This is a genomic window from Arthrobacter sp. P1_B4 (genome assembly GCF_056406555.1).
The window spans coordinates 1-17,617 of record NZ_JBFTZW010000066.1 but is presented as its reverse complement, the minus strand read 5'-3'; the positions used below and the strand labels follow the sequence as shown (position 1 = coordinate 17,617).

Below are 17,617 nucleotides of genomic sequence, written 5' to 3'. Positions count from 1 at the left end.
GCTGTTGGCGCCCATGTACCCGAACCAGCCATCCAGGCCGTGTGGCTGCTGGCCGATCACCGTGGTGATGGAAGGGACAGAGAACTGTGCCGACGTGGAGCGGGCGTACATGCGGCCATAGTCCGTGGCGTGGGCGAGGAGTGGAGCGGTCATATGAAGACTCTTTCACGGGGGTCAGACAACGATGAAAAGCAAAATGGCCCGCCCCGCTGAGTCAGCGGAACAGACCATTTCGTTAGTGGGCGATACTGGGTTCGAACCAGTGACCTCTTCGGTGTGAACGAAGCGCGCTACCACTGCGCCAATCGCCCTAACGACATTGAATGCTAGCCCACCCGGGCGGATTTTAGAAATCGACCCGTGGGAACCTGGCCGCGGCGGGAATGCGGTCCCAATACTCGCCCGCAACAGGCCCGTGCACGGGCAGTGTCGACCAGCCCTCCACCGGCCGTTCCAGTCGTGCCACTCAGAAGGCCCGGTCAGTAGTCCCGGCGCCGCTTAGGGCCACGACTGGACACCGAGGCTAATTACAGCGCTGTAATTAGCAAAATCCCCTAGAACTCGGGGAAGTAAGGCCATGGAACGCGGTGCAATGGGTCTCGATTTGTAGATTCCCAGAACCTCCTATAGAGTTCTTACTCGTTGGAACGCGAGGAAATGCCGAATGCGGCAAGGAAATGCACACCAACAATGCGGACGTAGCTCAGCTGGTAGAGCACCACCTTGCCAAGGTGGATGTCGCGAGTTCGAATCTCGTCGTCCGCTCGCAGGACACTGTCACGGCAAAGGTTCTTCGGAATCCTGTCTACACGGTGGGTTGGCCGAGAGGCGAGGCAGCGGCCTGCAAAGCCGTATACACGGGTTCGAATCCCGTACCCACCTCGGTGAAAACCCTGGTTTCCGGTTTCGATCGGATGCAAGGGGCGATTGGCGCAGCGGTAGCGCGCTTCCCTGACACGGAAGAGGTCACTGGTTCGATCCCAGTATCGCCCACCAGAGCAAGGCAACTTGCTTGATGCAGTACCACCGGCCCAGCCGGCATGGACTAAATGCGGACGTAGCTCAGCTGGTAGAGCACCACCTTGCCAAGGTGGATGTCGCGAGTTCGAATCTCGTCGTCCGCTCTCTTCATTACAACTCCACTCCGGATCCTTCCGGTTGCGGGCGATTGGCGCAGCGGTAGCGCGCTTCCCTGACACGGAAGAGGTCACTGGTTCGATCCCAGTATCGCCCACCACAAGAGCAGCTCCCCCGGAGCTGCTCTTTTTTGTGTGCTCCTGTTTGTGAACTGCGGGTTTGTGCACTGCGGGTTTGTGTACTGGGGATTGGTGCACTCCGGGCCCTTCTACCCTGTGCACCTGGCCTTCCATCTTTTATCCTCTGGGCGGACACCCTTGGCACCCCCGCCACCTCCCGCTAGGGTAGAAAACGCAAGGAGCGATCTGGCTCCGCGACCGAAGGGAGGTGCCCGTGGGTTTACTTGACGATCTAAAGGGCAAGGCTCAGCAAGTTATTGGTGGCAACGAAGAAGCCATCAAGGACGGCATCGAAAAGGCAGGCGACTTCGTCGACTCCAAGACCGGCGGTAAGCACGCCGGCACGATCGATGCCGTGCAGCGTGGCGCTTCCGACTTCGTGGACAAGGCGAACGACCGGCCGAATTCGGCCCCGGTCGCCGATCAGACTCCCGCAGCCGGTGAGCCCCCCGTAACCGGGGAACCCCGCCAGCCAGGCCTCTGACCCAGATCCGTCAGCGAGGTGCCGGTCCCGCCGAGAGGCGGCGCCGGCACCTCCGGCATTTAACGGCGACTTCAACCAGGCAACGCGGGGTCACTTCGCGCCCATCCGGTGCATCCGGATGGGCCGTAACTGAGCCCGCGTTGGATTTGGCGTTGTACTTGGTGGGAACCGGCGCTAGGACGGTTCGTGGTTTTGGCCCTCGCGGGCCAGCGCGGTCAGCCTGGAGACGGCGCGGAAGTACTTCTTCATGTACCCGCCGGTCATCATTTCCTCGGTGAAGAGCTGGTCGAACGGCACACCACTGGCAAGGATGGGCACGTCCTTGTCGTACAGCCGGTCAGCCAACACCACGAAGCGCAGCGCAACGGCCTGCTCGGTAATCGTGTGCACGTTCTTCCAGACCACGCCCTCGATCCCCTCCAGCAGCTGGCGGTAACGGCTCGGGTGCACGCCGGCCAGGTGGTTGATCAAGGTGCTGAACTCATCGCGGGCCACGGTCTTGCCGTCGAACTCGGCATGCATGTGGTGGGTCAGGTCATCATTGCGCAGCGGCGACGGCGCGGCCGGCAGGCCACGGTGGCGGAAGTCCTCGCCGTCGATCCGCACGACGTCGAACTGGTCCGCCAGCACCTGGATTTCCCGGGCGAAGTCGACGGCGGCGAAGCGCCCGTCCCCGAGGGACCCCGGCAGCGTGTTCGATGTGGCGGCAAGCTTCACGCCGGCGTCGGCGAGTTCGCGCATGAGCCGGGACATGAGCACAGTGTCGCCCGGATCATCGAGCTCAAATTCATCGATGCAGACCAGCTTGTAGTGGCTCAGGGCCTCAACGGTCTTGCGGAAGGACAGCGCACCGACGAGGTTGGTGTATTCGACGAACGTGCCGAAGGCCTTGGGCCCGGGGGCGGCGTGCCACAGCGATGCCAGCAGGTGGGTTTTGCCCACACCGAATCCGCCGTCGAGGTAGATCCCGGCCCGGGAAGTGTCCTTCTTGCCGAAGAGCCGCTTGAACAGCCCGTCGCCGTCGCGTGCGCCCACGCCGGCCGCAAAATGCTGCAGGGCATGGACCGCATGGGCCTGGCTGGGCTGGGCGGGATCGGGCCGGTAGCTGGAAAACGACACCTCACCGAACCGCGGCGATGGATAGAACCCATTGAGGAGTTCATCCACGGAAACTGCCGGTGTGCGGGCGGCGAGCTGTTCGATCTGTACCAAGGTGGTCCGTTCTGCTGGTCTCTTGTCCCCAGCAAGAATACCGGCAAAGCCTGGCCGGCCCGCGTGCGCGGCTGTGGACCCGCGGCCGGCGTGAGGAAGACCACATTTCCCCGTGTGAACCCGGTGGAGCATTGCCACCGGCCCGTGACTAGTGTTGTAACAGGCCTGGCGCGGCGCACGCTTTCCGCGCCCGGCCTCCTGACCGTTCAAGTGAAAGGCCATCGCAATGACCTACCCCGTTGAGCAGAACGAGAAATTCGCCGCCTACGCCCACCCTGACCGCCTGGTGTCCACGGAATGGCTGGCCACCGCGATCGAGGAGGGGGCCCTCGACGGCGGCAATCTCGTGGTGGTCGAATCCGACGAAGACGTCCTGCTGTACGAGACCGGGCACATCCCCGGCGCGGTGAAAATCGACTGGCACACGGACCTGAACGACGAGGTGACCCGCGACTACGTCGACGGCGAAGCCTTCGCCGCGCTGGTCGCGTCCAAGGGCATTTCCCGGGACAGCACGGTGGTCATTTACGGCGACAAGTCGAACTGGTGGGCCGCGTACGCCCTGTGGGTGTTCACGCTCTTCGGCCACGAGGACGTCCGGCTCCTGGACGGCGGCCGGGACAAGTGGATCGCGGAAGGCCGGGCGCTCTCCACCGTCACGACCGTCGCCACCCCCGCCGACTACCCCGTCGTGGAGCGGGACGACGCCCCGATCCGCGCCTTCAAGGATGACGTCCTGGCGCACTTCGGCAAGCCGCTGATCGACGTCCGCTCGACCGAGGAGTACACCGGCCAGCGCACCCACATGCCCGCCTACCCGGAAGAGGGCGCGCTGCGCGGCGGCCACATCCCCACGGCGGCCTCCATCCCCTGGGCCCGTGCGGCGGCCGGCGACGGCACGTACCGGAACCGCGGCGAGCTCGAGGCCCTCTACCTCGGCGAGGCCGGGTTGAACGAAGGCGACGACGTCGTGGCGTACTGCCGGATCGGCGAGCGGTCCAGCCACACCTGGTTTGCGCTGAAGTACCTGCTGGGCTTTGAGACCGTGCGGAACTACGACGGCTCCTGGACCGAATGGGGCAACGCCGTGCGCGTCCCGATCGTCAAGGGTGCCGAACGCGGCGCGGTTCCGGCCGGCCGTTAGCCGCGGTAACCGTGGAGCGGGACCGGTCCCGACAGGGACACAATCGGCGCGCCTGCGTAAGCTGGGAGTGATGAATACTTCAGCCCTCCCCGCCGCACTGGCGGACATTGTCGACGATTTCCAGGCCCTGACCGAAGCAGAGCGACTGCAGCTGCTCCTTGAGTTCTCGCAGGGGCTTCCGGAACTTCCGGAGCGGCTCCGGGATCACCCGGAGCTGCTCGAGCAGGTAGTGGAGTGCCAGACGCCGCTGTTCCTCACCGTCGAGACGGAACAGGCCGACGGCGACGCGCCTGAGCGCGTCCGGCTCTACTTCAAGGCACCCAAGGAGGCCCCGACCACCCGCGGGTTTGCCGGAGTCCTCCACGAAGGCCTCGACGGGCTCAGCGCCGCGGAAATCCTGGCCGTCCCGGACGACATGCCCGAACTGTTGGGCCTCACCCGGGCCATCACTCCCCTGCGCATGCGCGGAATGACCGCCATGCTGGGCCGGATCAAGCGCAAGGTCGTCGCGTCCGGAGACCGCCAGCCGTCGGCGCAGTCCTGACCCTCAGCGCCCGGACAGCCAGAGAACATGGCCCGCAAGCACGCGTCGCAGGGAACTCCGGCCACCGCGGCACTCGCGGCCGCCGGGGTTCCCTTTGTGGCCCACCCCTACACCCATGACCCCGCGGCGGCCAGTTATGGCCTGGAGGCGGCGGAGGTGCTCGGCGTCGACCCTGACCGGGTGTTCAAGACCCTGATGGTCGACGTCGACGGCCGGCTCGCCGTCGGCGTCGTGCCGGTCAGCGGCAGCCTGGACCTCAAGGCGATGGCCGCGGCTTTAGGCGGCAAGAAAGCAGAGATGGCCGATCCGGCCGCGGCGCAGCGGCGGACCGGATACGTTCTCGGCGGCATCTCACCGCTCGGCCAGCGCCAGTCCTCCCCCACGGTGGTGGATGAGAGCGCACTGGCGCTGGAGACCATCCTCGTTTCGGGCGGACGGCGCGGCCTGGACATCGAGCTGGATCCGGCCGAGCTCATTCGGCTCACGGCTGCCCGCACCGCCAGGATCGGGACCCGGCGCGACTGACCCGGCCCCAGATGTCGAGACGACAGGGTGCCGCATTGTTCGTGCACAACACTGCCGTGATCTGTCAGCGAACCGTCAGGGAGCTGTTAACTGGATGCGGCATTGCCGGCCGGAGGCTCCTGGTCGCCGGGATTGGCGCGGGGCGCCAGCTGCTGCCGGAGCCAGGCCGAGACCTGCCGCTCCCAGCGCTCCGGGTCCACGTTCCATTCCTTGGTATGCAGGGCCTTGTCGAAGGGCTCGAAGGTGACCATCTCGGGGTTTTTCTCGGCCAGCGCCGCGGAGGGCCCGTAGGGTACGTACTCGTCGTCCACGCTGTGCACAATGAGGGTCGGCGTCCTCAGCTCTACGGCCCGCGAGACCCAGTCCATCGCTTTGAGGTCGACGGGCGCGGCGAGCCCGGTCAGCCGCCGGCCCAGGCGGTGGCCGAGCATGAGTTGTCCGTAGCGGCCCACGGACGACGGAATCCGGTTCAGCTCCGCGTGGTGGGCCAGCACGTTGACCCAGTTGATCACCGGCGCGTCCAGGACCATGGCCCGGATCAGGTGGCGGTGCCGGGAAAGGTCAGCGGTCTGGAGGCAGATCGCGCCGCCCATCGACCAGCCGAACAAAACCACCTCGCGGGCGCCCTGCTGCACGGCGTAGCCGATGGCGGCCTCGACGTCGCGCCATTCGGTGGAGCCCAGGCCGTACCGCCCGTCGCTGGCTGACGGGGCCAGGCCGTCGTTGCGGTAGGAGATCAGCAGGCTGGACATGCCCAGTTCCCTGGCGGTCCGGACGGCCCGCAGCCCTTCCTGCCGGGTGGCTCCGCGCCCGTGCACCATGATCGCCCACACGTCGGGGGCCACATCCTCCGCCACGGCCGGCGCGGCGCGGACGAGCCAGGCCGGCGCGGTCCCGGCGTCGACGTCGATCAGCACGTCCTCCACCGGAAACCCCAGGGCGGCCGGATCCGGATAGGCCGCACCGCTCCACCAGCCGCGCCGGGCCGTGGCCATGTCCCCGCTGTAGACGTGCTCGACCTCGCGCAGCACGGTGCGTTCGGCCGGGGAGTAGGACAGGATCCGGCCGATCCGCGCGTGACCGCGGCCGCCGTCGAAGAAGAATCCGTACACCCCGTCCACCGTGGCGTCGGGGGTGGCGGCGAAAATGACCCGCAGGGCCCGTCCCTCGCGGATGACGGCCAGCACTTCCTGGTCCTCTGCCCGGAACCGGGCCGGGGTGATGACGCGGCGGGCGAAGTAGAGGGCGAGGGCGGAGGAGCCGGCGGCGAGCACGCCCGCAGCGGCGCTGCCGCCGATGATGCCCCCCACCGCCCACTTGGCACTCCCGGACGTCACGCCGCCGGGGGGTGGTGCGACGGGGAGTGCTGTTCTGCGGGCAGCGGCCTTGCGGGCAGCGGTCTGGCGGAGGTCCGGGCGGAGGCGCAGGGAGGATGCCATGGCACCATTCTTACTGAAGCGCAGCCCAACCACGGCATCGGCGGGGTTTCAGGCGCACGGCCGGGCCGGTACAGACACGCCAGGGTCCCGCGGGACACAACGATGCAGGTCAACACGAGCGCGACTAGGCTGGGGTCATGAGTGATCCAATCGTCATTTTGACAGAAGAGCCCCTCGGTGCGGATGACCGCGTCAATATTGAAACCCTGATTGCCGGCGGTGATGCGCCCCTGCTGATCCTGGTGCCGGCCAACACCGAGCGGCACCTGGTGGTGGATTTCCTGGAAAACCTTTCCATGCTTGAAATCGCCAAGGCCTTCCGTGAACTGACAGCACACTCGGATCCCGCCGGGGAGCGGGCCGAAGCAGCCGACACCCTGGCCGCCTCACTGGCCGCGCTGGCCGGTCTGGGCGGCGGCGTCTCGGGCGAAGTCGTCGAGGGCAAGGCCGTTGACGGCCTGGTTGCCAAGGTCAAGGAACTCAGCGCCGGACAGGCGGTGGTCATCACCCGCCCGCACGCCGTGGCCGACACGTTCCACACCGACTGGGCCACCAAGGCACAGGACAAGCTGGGGCTGCCCGTCCTGCATCTGTACGCCGGTTCGGGATTTATCGGGGACTCCTGAGCGTTATTGAGGCTATGAGTATCTTTAACAGGCCTAAATCCATGCCCTCGGCAGTGCCCGCCACCGAGCCCGCGACCGAACCCGCCGCCGACCCCGCCGCCACGGCCTTTGACCAGACTCCGGCCGGAACGCCCGTCGAAAAGACGGACGCCCAGTGGCGCGAGGAACTGACGCCTGAGGAGTACCGCGTGCTCCGCCAGGCAGGCACCGAGCGGCCGTACACCGGCGAATACTGGGACACCCACACCCGGGGTGTCTACAAGTGCCGGGCCTGCGGCACCGAACTCTTCACCAGCAACGAAAAGTTCGACTCGCACTGCGGCTGGCCGTCCTTCTGGGCGCCGCTCGCCGAGGGCACCGTCCGCTACATCCATGACCGCACCATGGGCATGGACCGGGTGGAAGTCCGCTGCAGCACATGTGATTCCCACCTGGGGCACGTGTTCGACGGCGAGGGCTACGGCACCCCCACGGACCAGCGCTTTTGCATCAACTCGGTTTCCCTGAAGCTGGTTCCCGCGGACGACGCCGGGCAGTAGCCCGCAGCCCTGCCTCTCCTTCCGCTGGAACGGCTTTTCAGAATCACTTGCCACAGACTTTCTTATGCTCGAGGCAATTTTGCATTAGAGTCTCTGCTTGCTTGCTACGCTCGATTTCAGATCCAGCGACACGCTCCACAGCAAACAGAAAGGCGACCGTCGACGATGACCACGACCGCTCTTACCGCCCCCGCCCCGATCACCGCCGGCAACCAGGAATGGCTGCGGCTCAAGGCTGCCGCCACCGCCCTGCGCGCTCTCCAGGTCCAGGACGGATCCGTGCCGGATGCCGAAGCCCACGAAGCCGCGGCCGGCCACGTCGCAACCATCACCACGGCGGTCGCGGCCCTGGCCCCGTCCTTCCCGCACGACACGAACTACCTGGAACTGCTGGTCACCGACTTTGACCGCTGGGCCGATGGCGGCTTCGGGGTCCCGGACTTCCTGGACTCCCTGCAGGCGTTCCAGCCGCAGCAGCACCGGGTCAACGGACTCCAGCACCTGGTCGTGTTCCCGATGTACACCCAGAACGGCAGCAGCAGCCGCCTCGTCGAGGCCGTGCTGATCGAGGTCATCTGGCCGGAATTCATCGGCGGCCTGGAAACCGGCGAATACTCCAACAAGCTCTTCGTCCCGATCCGGTTCCTCGACTTCACCGCAGGCTACGACACCAACTCCGCAGTCCTGTTCCCCGAGACCGTCGCGGTCCGCGAGACCCCGACGTTTACGTGGGGCGCGATCTTCGCCGACCGCGAGGCCGCACGCTTCCGCCGCGTCCTGCGCGCCGCCGCCGAGATCACCTCCCTGCAGCTGCCCGAGGACGCCGCCGGGCTCCTGGAGGACCAGCAGCTGACGCAGGAAACCTTTGTCATGTGGGACCTGATCCACGACCGCACCCACATGCGCGGCGACCTGCCCTTCGACCCGTTCATGATCAAGCAGCGCATGCCGTTCTTCCTCTATTCACTGGAGGAGCTGCGCTGCGACCTCACCGCCTTCCGCGAATCCGTGAAGATCGAGAAGGACGAGGACGCTGACCCGGAGGCCCGCCGGCACGCCAAGCTGGTCCAGTACGCCGTGATCTTCGACCGCATCTTCCGCTTCGCCATTACCGGCACTCGCGTGCGGAACTACGACGGCCTTGGCGGCCAGCTGCTCTTCGCCTGGATGCACCAGCACCACGTCCTGCACTGGACCGACAGCAAACTCAGCATCGACTGGGACGAGGCTGCCGACGTCGTGGTTGAACTCGGCGCGAAGATCGAGGAACTTTACTGGCGCTCGATCGACCGCCCCAAGATGGCCCACTGGCTCGCCGCCTACGAGCTCATCTCCGGCACGGTCACGCCCAACCCGGCCTCGGTCTGGGCCAAGGGTCCGGACGCCCTCCCCCTGGACGGTCCGCCCCGCGGCCTCACGGACCAGGTCCTCGACGACGAGTTCCCGCTCTCCATGTTCTACGAGGCGCTGGAGAAGAAGATGCGTCCCGTCATCGAATCCACTGCCGGCATCACAGGGTCCTCAGACACGGGATCAAAGTCCGGCGACACCCAGGCCCTGAACGCCGGATGAGCGCCGGACGCACTTTGAACGTGCTGGTCACGGGGGGCAGCGGGCCGTCGGGAATCGCGACGGCCCGCGCCCTGCGCGGCGCCGGCCACAGGGTCTTCACGGTCGGATCGGATGCCGCGCGCATCGAGGCAGCCGCCGCCGAGGCCGGCGACGGCGTCACGCCGCTCGCCTGCGACCTCGCCAGCCTGGCCGACGTCCGCGCCCTGCGGGAAAGCATTGCAGGCATGGCCGGACGCGTCGACGGCATTATCCACCTGGTGGGCGGCTGGCGCGGCGCGAAAGGCATCACGGACCAGAGCGACAACGACTGGGACTTCCTGGAACGCAACGCCGTCACGACCCTGCGGAACGTCACACGCGTCTTCTTCGACGACCTCGCTGCCTCGGAGGCCGGACGCTTCGCCATGGTGTCCTCCACGGCGGTAAGCGCCCCGACGGCGGCGGGGGCGAGCTACGCCGCGGCCAAGGCGGCCGCCGAGGCCTGGACGCTGGCGGTCGCTGACGGCTTCCTCCGGGCGCACGCCGCGGGCAACGCCACCGGCACTCCCGGGCAGGACAGCTCGCAACAGGACAACGCCGGGCAGGACAGCGCCGCATTGCGCAGCGCCGCCGTCATTTTCGTGGTGAAAGCCCTCGTTGACGCGCAAATGCGGGCCAAGGCCCCGGACCGCAAATTCCCGGGCTTCACGGACGTGGCTGACCTGGCGGCTGCCGCAGCGGGACTCTTCAACGCTCCTGCCGGCGACCTGAACGGCCAGCGGCTGCTGCTCAGCCGCTGAAACATCCCTGATTCCGCGGCTCGGATCCACAGCCCCAGCGTCTGCGGCACAGGGTCTGGGGCCCCGATCCAGGGCCCGGGCTTAGCCCGGGCGGCCCGACCTCTTAGACTGAAAGCGTGAGCAAAACGATGACCAGCACAGTTGAAACTGTCCCTGCCGGCACTGCGGTGCGGCTCCACGATCCCTCCGTCCGCGGCTTCGCCTCCGACAACTATTCCGGCGTGCACCCGGAAGTTCTCGCGGCTCTGGCCGCCGCCAACGAAGGCCACCAGGTCTCCTACGGTGAGGACGATTACACCGCGCGTCTGCAGCAGCTGATGGAAGAGCACTTCGGCGAAGGCATCGAGTGCTTCCCGGTGTTCAACGGCACCGGAGCCAACGTCCTGTCCCTGCAGTCGCTCCTCCCGCGCTGGGGTGCGGTCATTTGCGCTTCCACCGCCCACATCAACATGGACGAAAACGGTGCACCGGAGCGGATCGGCGGCATCAAGCTGCTGCAGGTCCCCACCACCGACGGCAAGCTCACCCCCGCACTGATCGACCAGGAAGCCTGGGGCTGGGGCGATGAGCACCGCGCCCAGCCGCTGGCCGTGTCCATCACCCAGACCACCGAGCTTGGCACCTGCTACACCCCGGACGAGGTCCGGGGCATCGCCGAGCATGTCCACGCAAAGGGCATGAAGCTGCACATGGACGGTGCCCGGCTGGCCAACGCCGCCGCCCACCTGGGGGTCCCGCTGCGGGCCTTTACCCGTGACGCCGGCGTGGACATCCTCTCCTTCGGCGGCACGAAGAACGGTCTGCTGTTCGGCGAGGTTGTGGTCGCCCTGAACCCGGAGGCCGCACACGGCCTGGTCTACCTGCGCAAGATGAACATGCAGCTGGCCTCCAAGATGCGGTTCATGTCCGCCCAGTTCATTGCCCTCCTCGAGGGTGAGCTGTGGTTGCGCTCGGCCTCGCACGCCAATGCCATGGCCGCCCGGCTGCGCGCCGGCGTCGAGGCGATCCCCGGCGTCGAACTGACCCAGAAGACCGAGTCCAACGGCGTCTTCGCCGTCCTGCCTGCCGGTGTCGCGGACCGGCTGCGCAAGTCCTTCCGCTTCTACGACTGGAACGAGGCGGCCCGCGAGGTCCGCTGGATGTGCTCCTTCGACACCACCGAGGATGACGTTGATTCCTTCATTGCGGCCATCAAGCGCGAGCTCGCCGCTGCCTGAACCATGCACCGCTTCCCCTGCCCGGCGGCGAGCCTGCCGGGCAGGGCTCCGGCCGTTGCATAATCTTCCAAGGTGAGCTCCCTCGATCAGGTTCCGGCAGATTTCCTCTTCGCCCTGGGGACCCTTCGGCAGGCACGGTGCCGCAGCGAGCTGCACCTGGACGAAATTCCGGCCCCGTCCCGGCTGGCGCCGTTCGCGGTGGCCCTGGGCGCGGAAGTGATCGGCCCGGGCGACTCCCCCGCCGGCGGACCGGTCCACGGCCCGGCCGCCGCTGCCCTGGCACGGGCGTCCGGCAGCGACGACATCGAGCTGGCCACTGGCCGCTTCATTCTGCTCCACGATCCCGACGGCTCTGCCGTGTGGGACGGGGAATTCCGGATCGTCACCTACATCCGCGCCCAGCTGGAACCCGAGATGGGCAACGACGAACTCCTGGGGTCCGTGGCGTGGACCTGGCTGGTCGAAGCGCTGGAGAACCATCAGGCCCCGTACCGCTCCGCCGGCGGCACCGCCACCCGCGTGCTCTCGGAGAGCTTTGGAACGTTGTCGGACCGGCCGAATTCAATCGACATTGAGCTCCGGGCCTCCTGGACCCCGGCCACCCCGGACATCACCTCGCACCTGGAGGCGTGGTCGGACATGGTCTGCACCTTCGCCGGACTGCCGCCCCTGCCCGAGGGCGTCACGGCCCTTCCCCGCCGCCCCCGCGGACACGCATGAGGCGCCTGTTCGGCCGCGGTCACGGCTCTATACGCCATGTTGTCGGTAAACTGTAGAGACCATGACCCCTCAGAATCCGGAAATCAGCACGGCCGGCGCCAGTCGCACCACGGCCGAGGCTGCTGACACCACAGCCCACATCACCGTGGAAGGCTTCGACAGCCTGGTCCCTGAAGTGATCGACCTCGACATTCCCCGCGACGGCGTGCCGCTGGTCATTGAAACCCAGTCCGGACTCGAACGCTGCGCCGCGGCTCTCGCCGCCGGCCACGGCCCTGCGGGCGTGGACGCGGAGCGCGCCTCGGGATTCCGCTACGGCCAGCGCGCCTTCCTGGTCCAGATCCGGCGCGAAGGCTCCGGAACCTGGCTGATCGATCCCGAACCTTTCGGTGACCTCAGCATCATCAATGACGCTTTGCGCGGCGTCGAATGGATCCTGCACGCCGCCAGCCAGGACCTGCCCTGCCTGTCCGAACTCGGCATGTGGCCGGACAAACTCTTCGACACCGAGCTCGCCGCCCGCCTGGCCGGGCTGCCCAGGGTGGGCCTCGCCGCCGTCATCGAACAGCTCCTGGGCTTCGGCCTGGCGAAGGAACACTCCGCCGCCGACTGGTCCACCCGGCCCCTGCCGGAACCGTGGCTGCGCTACGCCGCGCTCGACGTCGAAGTCCTGACCGAGCTGCGCGAGGAACTGATTGAGCTGCTCGTGGCGGACGAGAAACTGGAATACGCCGAGCAGGAATTCGCCGCCATCCTCGAAGCCGGACAGGCCCCGCCGCGCGTTGATCCGTGGCGCAAGACCTCCGGACTGCACCAGATCCGGGACCGCCGCCAACTGGCCGCAGTCCGGGAGCTGTGGCTGGAACGCGACTCCCTGGCCCAGAAACGTGACGTCGCCCCCGGCCGGCTGATCCCCGACTCCGCGCTCGTCGCCGCAGCCAAGGCGATGCCCTCCACGGTTCCCCAGCTCCTGGGCACCAAGGGCTTCCACGGCCGCGCCGCGCAGCGGGAAGCCCCCCGCTGGCTGCGCTGCATCGGCGTGGCCCGGGCCCTGGAGGACCTGCCGCCGCTGCACCTGCCCACCAACGCTCCCCCGCCCCCGCGCGTCTGGGCGGACCGGGACCCGGAGGCGGCCGCCAGGCTGGCCACGGCCCGTCCGAAACTCCAGGCCAGGGCCGAGGAACTGAACCTGCCGGTGGAGAACCTGCTGACCCCGGACTATCTTCGGCGGGTCGCCTGGCGTCCACCGGCAGAATGCAGCGAGGAAGGCGTGGCCGAGGAACTGGCGAACCTCGGGGCGCGCCAGTGGCAGATCGAAATCACGGCTCCGCTTATTGCCGAGGCTTTCCTGCACCCCGAGCCGCTGCCAGCGAAGGAACCCAAGGCCGTCGCGGAGGCGCCGTCGGGTTCCACGGTCTAGCAGCTCCTTCCGGGGCCGCTCTTCTCCTCCTTGCAAGCTATGTTACTGGCGAGTAACATGATGCATGATGTCGTTCGGAACCTTCCTGCCTGTGGCAACCCCTGCCACCGGCACGGTTCCGGCACCATGTCTCAATGAGGAGTACGCCGTGAGCCAAGCCCGCACCAGCGGAAAACCCAGCAGCGCAAACCCGAGCAGCGGAAGAAACAGGACCGTGCGCGACGTCGTCTTTGTCGACGGCGTCCGCACCCCGTTCGGCCGCGCCGGCGACAAGGGCATCTACGCCGGCACCCGCGCCGACGACCTCGTGGTCAAGTGCATCCGCGAACTGATGCGCCGCAACCCCTCGCTTCCGGCGGACCGGATCGACGAGGTCGCGATCGCCGCCACCACCCAGACGGGCGACCAGGGCCTGACCATCGGCCGCACCGCCGCCCTGCTGGCCGGGCTCCCCCGCACCGTGCCCGGCTTCGCGATCGACCGCATGTGCGCCGGCGCCATGACCGCCGTCACCACGACGGCGAGCGGCATCGGCTTCGGCGCGTACGACGTCGTAATCGCTGGCGGCGTGGAACACATGGGCAACCACCCGATGGGCGCCGGCGCCGACCCCAATCCGCGCTTCATGTCCGAACGGATCGTGGACCCCGCCGCGCTGAACATGGGCAACACGGCCGAGAACCTGCACGACCGTTTCCCGGCCATCACCAAGGACCGCACCGACGCCTACGCCGTCGCGTCGCAGGACAAACTCGCAGCAGCCTACGCCAACGGCCAGATCCAGCCCGGCCTCGTACCCGTCGCCACGATGAAGCCGGGCCAGGGCTGGACCGTCAACACCGTGGACGAACCCCCGCGCCCCGGGACCTCGCTCGGAGACCTGGCCACGCTTAAGACGCCGTTCCGCGCCCACGGCCGGGTCACGGCGGGGAACGCCGCGGGCCTGAACGACGGCGCCACCGCAGCCCTGCTGGCCTCCGCGGATGCCGCCGAAGAACTCGGGCTGCCGGTCAGGATGCGCCTGGTGAGCTATGCCTTCGCCGGTGTGGAACCCGAGGTCATGGGCATCGGCCCGGTCCCGGCGACCGAGAAGGCGCTCAAGAACGCCGGGCTCGGCATCGGGGACATCGGGCTCTTCGAAATCAATGAGGCCTTCGCCGTCCAGGTCCTGAGCTTCCTGGACCATTTCGGGATCGCCGACGACGACCCGCGCGTCAACCGCTATGGCGGCGCGATCGCCGTCGGGCACCCGCTGGCGTCCTCGGGGGTCCGGCTGATGAACCAGCTGGCCCGGCAGTTCGAGGAGGACCCCTCGGTCCGCTTTGGCATGACCACGATGTGCATCGGCCTGGGCATGGGCGCCACCGTAATCTGGGAGAACCCGCATCACGCGGATTACGGCACCGAAGCACCGGGCATAGAAATGCACAACACAGAAGCACAGCACGCAGAGACCACGATCACCAAGACTGGAGCCACAGCATGAGCGCCGCTGATTTCCGCAAGCTTGCAGACCTCTTCCCGAACGAGACGGTCACCCACTCTTATGTCCAGGACATCGAACTGCCGCCCGTCGACGGTGGGGGGACGACTGATGGCAAAAGCCCCGGCATCTTCGCGCTGGTCACCCTCGACAACGGCCTGGACCACTCCAAGCCCACCACCCTCGGACCCAACACGCTGATCGAACTCGGCACGGTCCTGGAAGGGCTGAAGGAACGCGCGGCCCGGGGCGAGATTGCCGGCGTCGGCGTCACCGGCAAGCCGYACTTCCTCGTGGCCGGCGCCGACCTCTCCACGGTCAAGTCCGTCAGCGGACGCGAACAGGGCCTGTGGATGGCCCAGCTCGGCCACGACGTCTACGCCACCCTGGCGAACCTCGGCGTGCCGAGCTTCGCGTTCATCAACGGCCTGGCCCTGGGCGGCGGCCTGGAGATCGCGCTGCAGTCCACCTACCGCACGGTCTCCACCGGCGCCGGCGCTCTGGCCCTTCCCGAGGCGTTCATCGGACTCATCCCTGGCTGGGGCGGGGTCCACATCCTGCCGCGGCTGATCGGGCCGGAGAACGCCCTCAAGGTCATGATCGAAAACCCGCTGAGCAACAACCGCACGCTCACCGGGCCGCAGGCCTACCAGCTGGGTATGGCGGACGCGATGTTCGAGCCGGCCGACTTTGTGGAACAGTCCCTGGCGTGGGCCGCGAAAGTCATTGCCGGTGCCGTGGCGCCGGAGCGGGCGAACGCCGTGGACCCGTCCGCTCCAGAGGTCGCCGCCCGCTGGGCGGCCGCCGTCGCCAAGGGCCGGGCCTTCGTGGAGGCCAAGACCTCCAACGCTTCCCCGGCGCCCGCCAAGGTCCTGGACGTCATCGAGGCCAACCGCACCCTGACCCAGGCGCAGTCCGCTCAGCTCGAATGCGAGACGCTCGCCGACCTTATGCAGACCGACGAGTTCCGCTCCACTGTGTACGCCTTCCTGGACCTCGTGCAGCGCCGCTCCAAGCGTCCCGCCGGCGCCCCGGACCGCAAGCTCGCGCGCCCGGTGACGAAGATCGGCGTCGTCGGTGCCGGCCTGATGGCCAGCCAGCTCGCCCTGCTCTTCGCCCGCCAGCTCAAGGTGCCCGTGGTGCTCACGGACATCGACCAGGCCCGCGTGGACAAGGGCGTGGGGTACGTCCAAGCCGAGGTGGACAAGCTGCTGGCGAAGGGCCGGATCGGCGCCGACGCCGCGAACCGCACCCGTGCGCTCGTCACGGGATCAGTTTCGAAGGAGGCCTTCGCCGACGCCGACTTCGTCATTGAGGCCGTCTTCGAGGAACTCAACGTCAAGAAGCAGGTCTTCAAGGAAGTCGAGGCGATCGTCTCGGAAGAGTGCATCCTCGCGACCAACACGTCCTCGCTGTCCGTCACCGCGATGGCGGAGGACCTTGGGCACCCCGAGCGCCTGGTCGGCTTCCACTTCTTCAACCCGGTGGCTGTGATGCCGCTGCTGGAGATCGTGCGGGCACCGAAGACCGACGACGCCGTGCTGGCCACCGCGTTCGAGCTCGCCAAGGGGCTCAAGAAGTCGGCGGTGCTGGTCAGGGATGCCGCCGCGTTTGTGGTCAACCGCGTCCTGCTGCGCCTCATGGGTGAAGTCACCGCGGCCTTCGACGAGGGCACGCCCGCGGATGTGGCCGATAACGCGCTGCGGCCGATGGGCCTGCCCATGACGCCGTTTGTGCTCGGCGCCATGGTGGGCCTGCCCGTGGCGCAGCATGTCCAGGAATCGCTGCACGCGGCGTTCGGGGACCGCTTCAGGGTCTCGGCGAACCTGCAGGCGCTGATCGACAACGGTGTGACGTCCATTTGGGCCGCGCAGAACGGCACACCGGTGCCGGGCCCGGACGGCAAGCCGTTCATTCCGGCCGAAACCCTGGCGCTGATGTCCTTTGGCAGCACGCCGTCCACCGGCGAGGAGGTGCTGCGCCGGACGCAGGACGCCCTGGCGGAGGAAATCGGACTGATGCTCGAGGAAGGCGTTGTGGCCGGTCCCGAGGACATTGACCTCTGCATGATCCTCGGCGCGGGCTGGCCGATGTTCCTGGGCGGGATCACCCCGTATCTGGACCGGGTGGGCGCCTCGGAACGGGTCAACGGCAAGAAGTTCCTGGCCCCGGGCGTGGCGTCAGAACCGGCCTAGAGCCAGGGTTCACCGCTACCGCTTTTGTTGGCGCCGCCGCCCGGACTTTGGTCCGGGCGGCGGCGCTGCTTTCGGGAGAGTGTCCGGGCCTCCCGGCGGCGCCATGACGTGGGCAGCCTCGATGTCTGCGGTGTTGAGGTGGAAGGCTGGAACGCGAAAGACCGCGTCTGCGGAATAGATCCTGCCGTCCAGGACCAGGCCCGCGGAAACTCCAAGCAATATACATTGCGCGTCATCCATTGCGCGTTGCATTCCCTGCCCACCCCGCGGCCCCAGTCAGATTTCCCGCAGCCTCCCGCCGCTGAGTTCCAGGACGCGGTGCGCGTTCCTCCGTGCGTAGTCCAGGTCGTGCGTGACCATGACGACGGCGGCGCCCCGCGCGGCGGCGCGGTCGACGGCGCCCTGCAGCGCCTCGAGGCCGTGCCGGTCCAGCCCGACGGTCGGTTCGTCCAGGGCCAACAC

The 17,617-nt window shown here is 67.6% G+C and carries 15 protein-coding genes, 6 tRNA genes and 2 pseudogenes; 18 read left to right on the top strand and 5 right to left on the bottom strand.

The window, feature by feature from the left end:
• A pseudogene (locus AC1D1W_RS16080) lies at positions 1 to 153 on the bottom strand (cytochrome); the annotation flags it as partial.
• An 86-nt stretch (positions 154 to 239) separates the two neighbouring features.
• Positions 240 to 311: transfer RNA gene (locus tag AC1D1W_RS16075), tRNA-Val, on the bottom strand.
• Positions 312 to 692: 381 nt separating this feature from the next.
• Here AC1D1W_RS16075 and AC1D1W_RS16070 point away from each other — a divergent pair.
• From AC1D1W_RS16070 to AC1D1W_RS16045, 6 genes are all read left to right on the top strand, one after another.
• Positions 693 to 765: transfer RNA gene (locus AC1D1W_RS16070), tRNA-Gly, on the top strand.
• A 46-nt stretch (positions 766 to 811) separates the two neighbouring features.
• Positions 812 to 882, top strand: a tRNA-Cys gene (locus tag AC1D1W_RS16065).
• A gap of 39 nt (positions 883 to 921) precedes the next feature.
• Positions 922 to 996, top strand: a tRNA-Val gene (locus tag AC1D1W_RS16060).
• A gap of 55 nt (positions 997 to 1,051) precedes the next feature.
• Positions 1,052 to 1,124, top strand: a tRNA-Gly gene (locus AC1D1W_RS16055).
• Between the two features lie 38 nt (positions 1,125 to 1,162).
• A tRNA-Val gene (locus AC1D1W_RS16050) sits at positions 1,163 to 1,237 on the top strand.
• A gap of 233 nt (positions 1,238 to 1,470) precedes the next feature.
• The gene (locus AC1D1W_RS16045) at positions 1,471 to 1,740 is read left to right on the top strand and encodes an antitoxin (RefSeq protein ID WP_243179173.1); all 270 of its coding nucleotides are present in this window, start codon (positions 1,471 to 1,473) and stop codon (positions 1,738 to 1,740) included.
• A gap of 174 nt (positions 1,741 to 1,914) precedes the next feature.
• Here the strand turns inward: AC1D1W_RS16045 and zapE are convergent, their stop codons facing one another.
• Positions 1,915 to 2,952, bottom strand: coding sequence for a cell division protein ZapE (gene zapE / locus AC1D1W_RS16040; RefSeq protein ID WP_028277027.1), 1,038 nt, complete (start codon positions 2,950 to 2,952; stop codon positions 1,915 to 1,917).
• A 226-nt stretch (positions 2,953 to 3,178) separates the two neighbouring features.
• Between zapE and AC1D1W_RS16035 the strand changes: the two genes are divergently transcribed.
• The 3 genes from AC1D1W_RS16035 (at position 3,179) to ybaK (ending at position 5,165) form a co-directional block, all read left to right on the top strand.
• Entirely contained in the window at positions 3,179 to 4,096 is a 918-nt protein-coding gene (locus AC1D1W_RS16035) for a sulfurtransferase (RefSeq protein ID WP_476944202.1), read from the top strand.
• A 70-nt stretch (positions 4,097 to 4,166) separates the two neighbouring features.
• The gene (locus AC1D1W_RS16030) at positions 4,167 to 4,640 is read left to right on the top strand and encodes a SufE family protein (protein WP_243179191.1); all 474 of its coding nucleotides are present in this window, start codon (positions 4,167 to 4,169) and stop codon (positions 4,638 to 4,640) included.
• Positions 4,641 to 4,667: 27 nt separating this feature from the next.
• Entirely contained in the window at positions 4,668 to 5,165 is a 498-nt protein-coding gene (ybaK, locus tag AC1D1W_RS16025; protein WP_476851506.1) for a Cys-tRNA(Pro) deacylase, read from the top strand.
• A gap of 86 nt (positions 5,166 to 5,251) precedes the next feature.
• On the opposite strand, the gene AC1D1W_RS16020 is transcribed toward ybaK, so the two are convergent.
• Positions 5,252 to 6,604, bottom strand: a complete 1,353-nt coding sequence (locus AC1D1W_RS16020; protein ID WP_476944201.1) for an alpha/beta hydrolase family protein — start codon at positions 6,602 to 6,604, stop codon at positions 5,252 to 5,254.
• A 137-nt stretch (positions 6,605 to 6,741) separates the two neighbouring features.
• Here AC1D1W_RS16020 and AC1D1W_RS16015 point away from each other — a divergent pair, with 137 nt between their 5' ends.
• From AC1D1W_RS16015 to AC1D1W_RS15975, 9 genes are all read left to right on the top strand, one after another.
• Positions 6,742 to 7,230, top strand: a complete 489-nt coding sequence (locus tag AC1D1W_RS16015) for a hypothetical protein (protein WP_028277022.1) — start codon at positions 6,742 to 6,744, stop codon at positions 7,228 to 7,230.
• A gap of 14 nt (positions 7,231 to 7,244) precedes the next feature.
• Positions 7,245 to 7,769, top strand: coding sequence for a peptide-methionine (R)-S-oxide reductase MsrB (gene msrB / locus AC1D1W_RS16010; protein ID WP_243179267.1), 525 nt, complete (start codon positions 7,245 to 7,247; stop codon positions 7,767 to 7,769).
• 165 nt (positions 7,770 to 7,934) lie between these two features.
• The gene (locus tag AC1D1W_RS16005) at positions 7,935 to 9,341 is read left to right on the top strand and encodes a DUF6421 family protein (RefSeq protein WP_459384440.1); all 1,407 of its coding nucleotides are present in this window, start codon (positions 7,935 to 7,937) and stop codon (positions 9,339 to 9,341) included.
• On the top strand, positions 9,338 to 10,120 hold the full coding sequence (locus tag AC1D1W_RS16000; RefSeq protein ID WP_476944200.1) for an SDR family NAD(P)-dependent oxidoreductase: 783 nt from the start codon (positions 9,338 to 9,340) through the stop codon (positions 10,118 to 10,120). Before AC1D1W_RS16005 ends, AC1D1W_RS16000 begins: the two co-directional genes overlap by 4 nt.
• Positions 10,121 to 10,248: 128 nt before the next feature.
• A complete protein-coding gene (locus AC1D1W_RS15995) occupies positions 10,249 to 11,337 on the top strand; it encodes a threonine aldolase family protein (RefSeq protein ID WP_476944203.1) in 1,089 nt (362 codons plus the stop codon).
• 72 nt (positions 11,338 to 11,409) lie between these two features.
• On the top strand, positions 11,410 to 12,057 hold the full coding sequence (locus tag AC1D1W_RS15990; protein ID WP_028277017.1) for a DUF3000 domain-containing protein: 648 nt from the start codon (positions 11,410 to 11,412) through the stop codon (positions 12,055 to 12,057).
• 61 nt (positions 12,058 to 12,118) lie between these two features.
• A complete protein-coding gene (locus tag AC1D1W_RS15985; RefSeq protein WP_476944199.1) occupies positions 12,119 to 13,477 on the top strand; it encodes an HRDC domain-containing protein in 1,359 nt (452 codons plus the stop codon).
• A 148-nt stretch (positions 13,478 to 13,625) separates the two neighbouring features.
• Positions 13,626 to 14,963 (top strand): thiolase family protein, encoded by a 1,338-nt coding sequence (locus tag AC1D1W_RS15980; RefSeq protein ID WP_476944198.1) that lies wholly within the window; start codon positions 13,626 to 13,628, stop codon positions 14,961 to 14,963.
• Positions 14,960 to 17,155 (top strand): 3-hydroxyacyl-CoA dehydrogenase NAD-binding domain-containing protein, encoded by a 2,196-nt coding sequence (locus AC1D1W_RS15975; protein WP_476944197.1) that lies wholly within the window; start codon positions 14,960 to 14,962, stop codon positions 17,153 to 17,155. Before AC1D1W_RS15980 ends, AC1D1W_RS15975 begins: the two co-directional genes overlap by 4 nt.
• Before the next feature lie 276 nt (positions 17,156 to 17,431).
• Here the strand turns inward: AC1D1W_RS15975 and AC1D1W_RS15970 are convergent.
• Positions 17,432 to 17,617, bottom strand: a pseudogene (locus AC1D1W_RS15970) (ABC transporter ATP-binding protein); the annotation flags it as partial.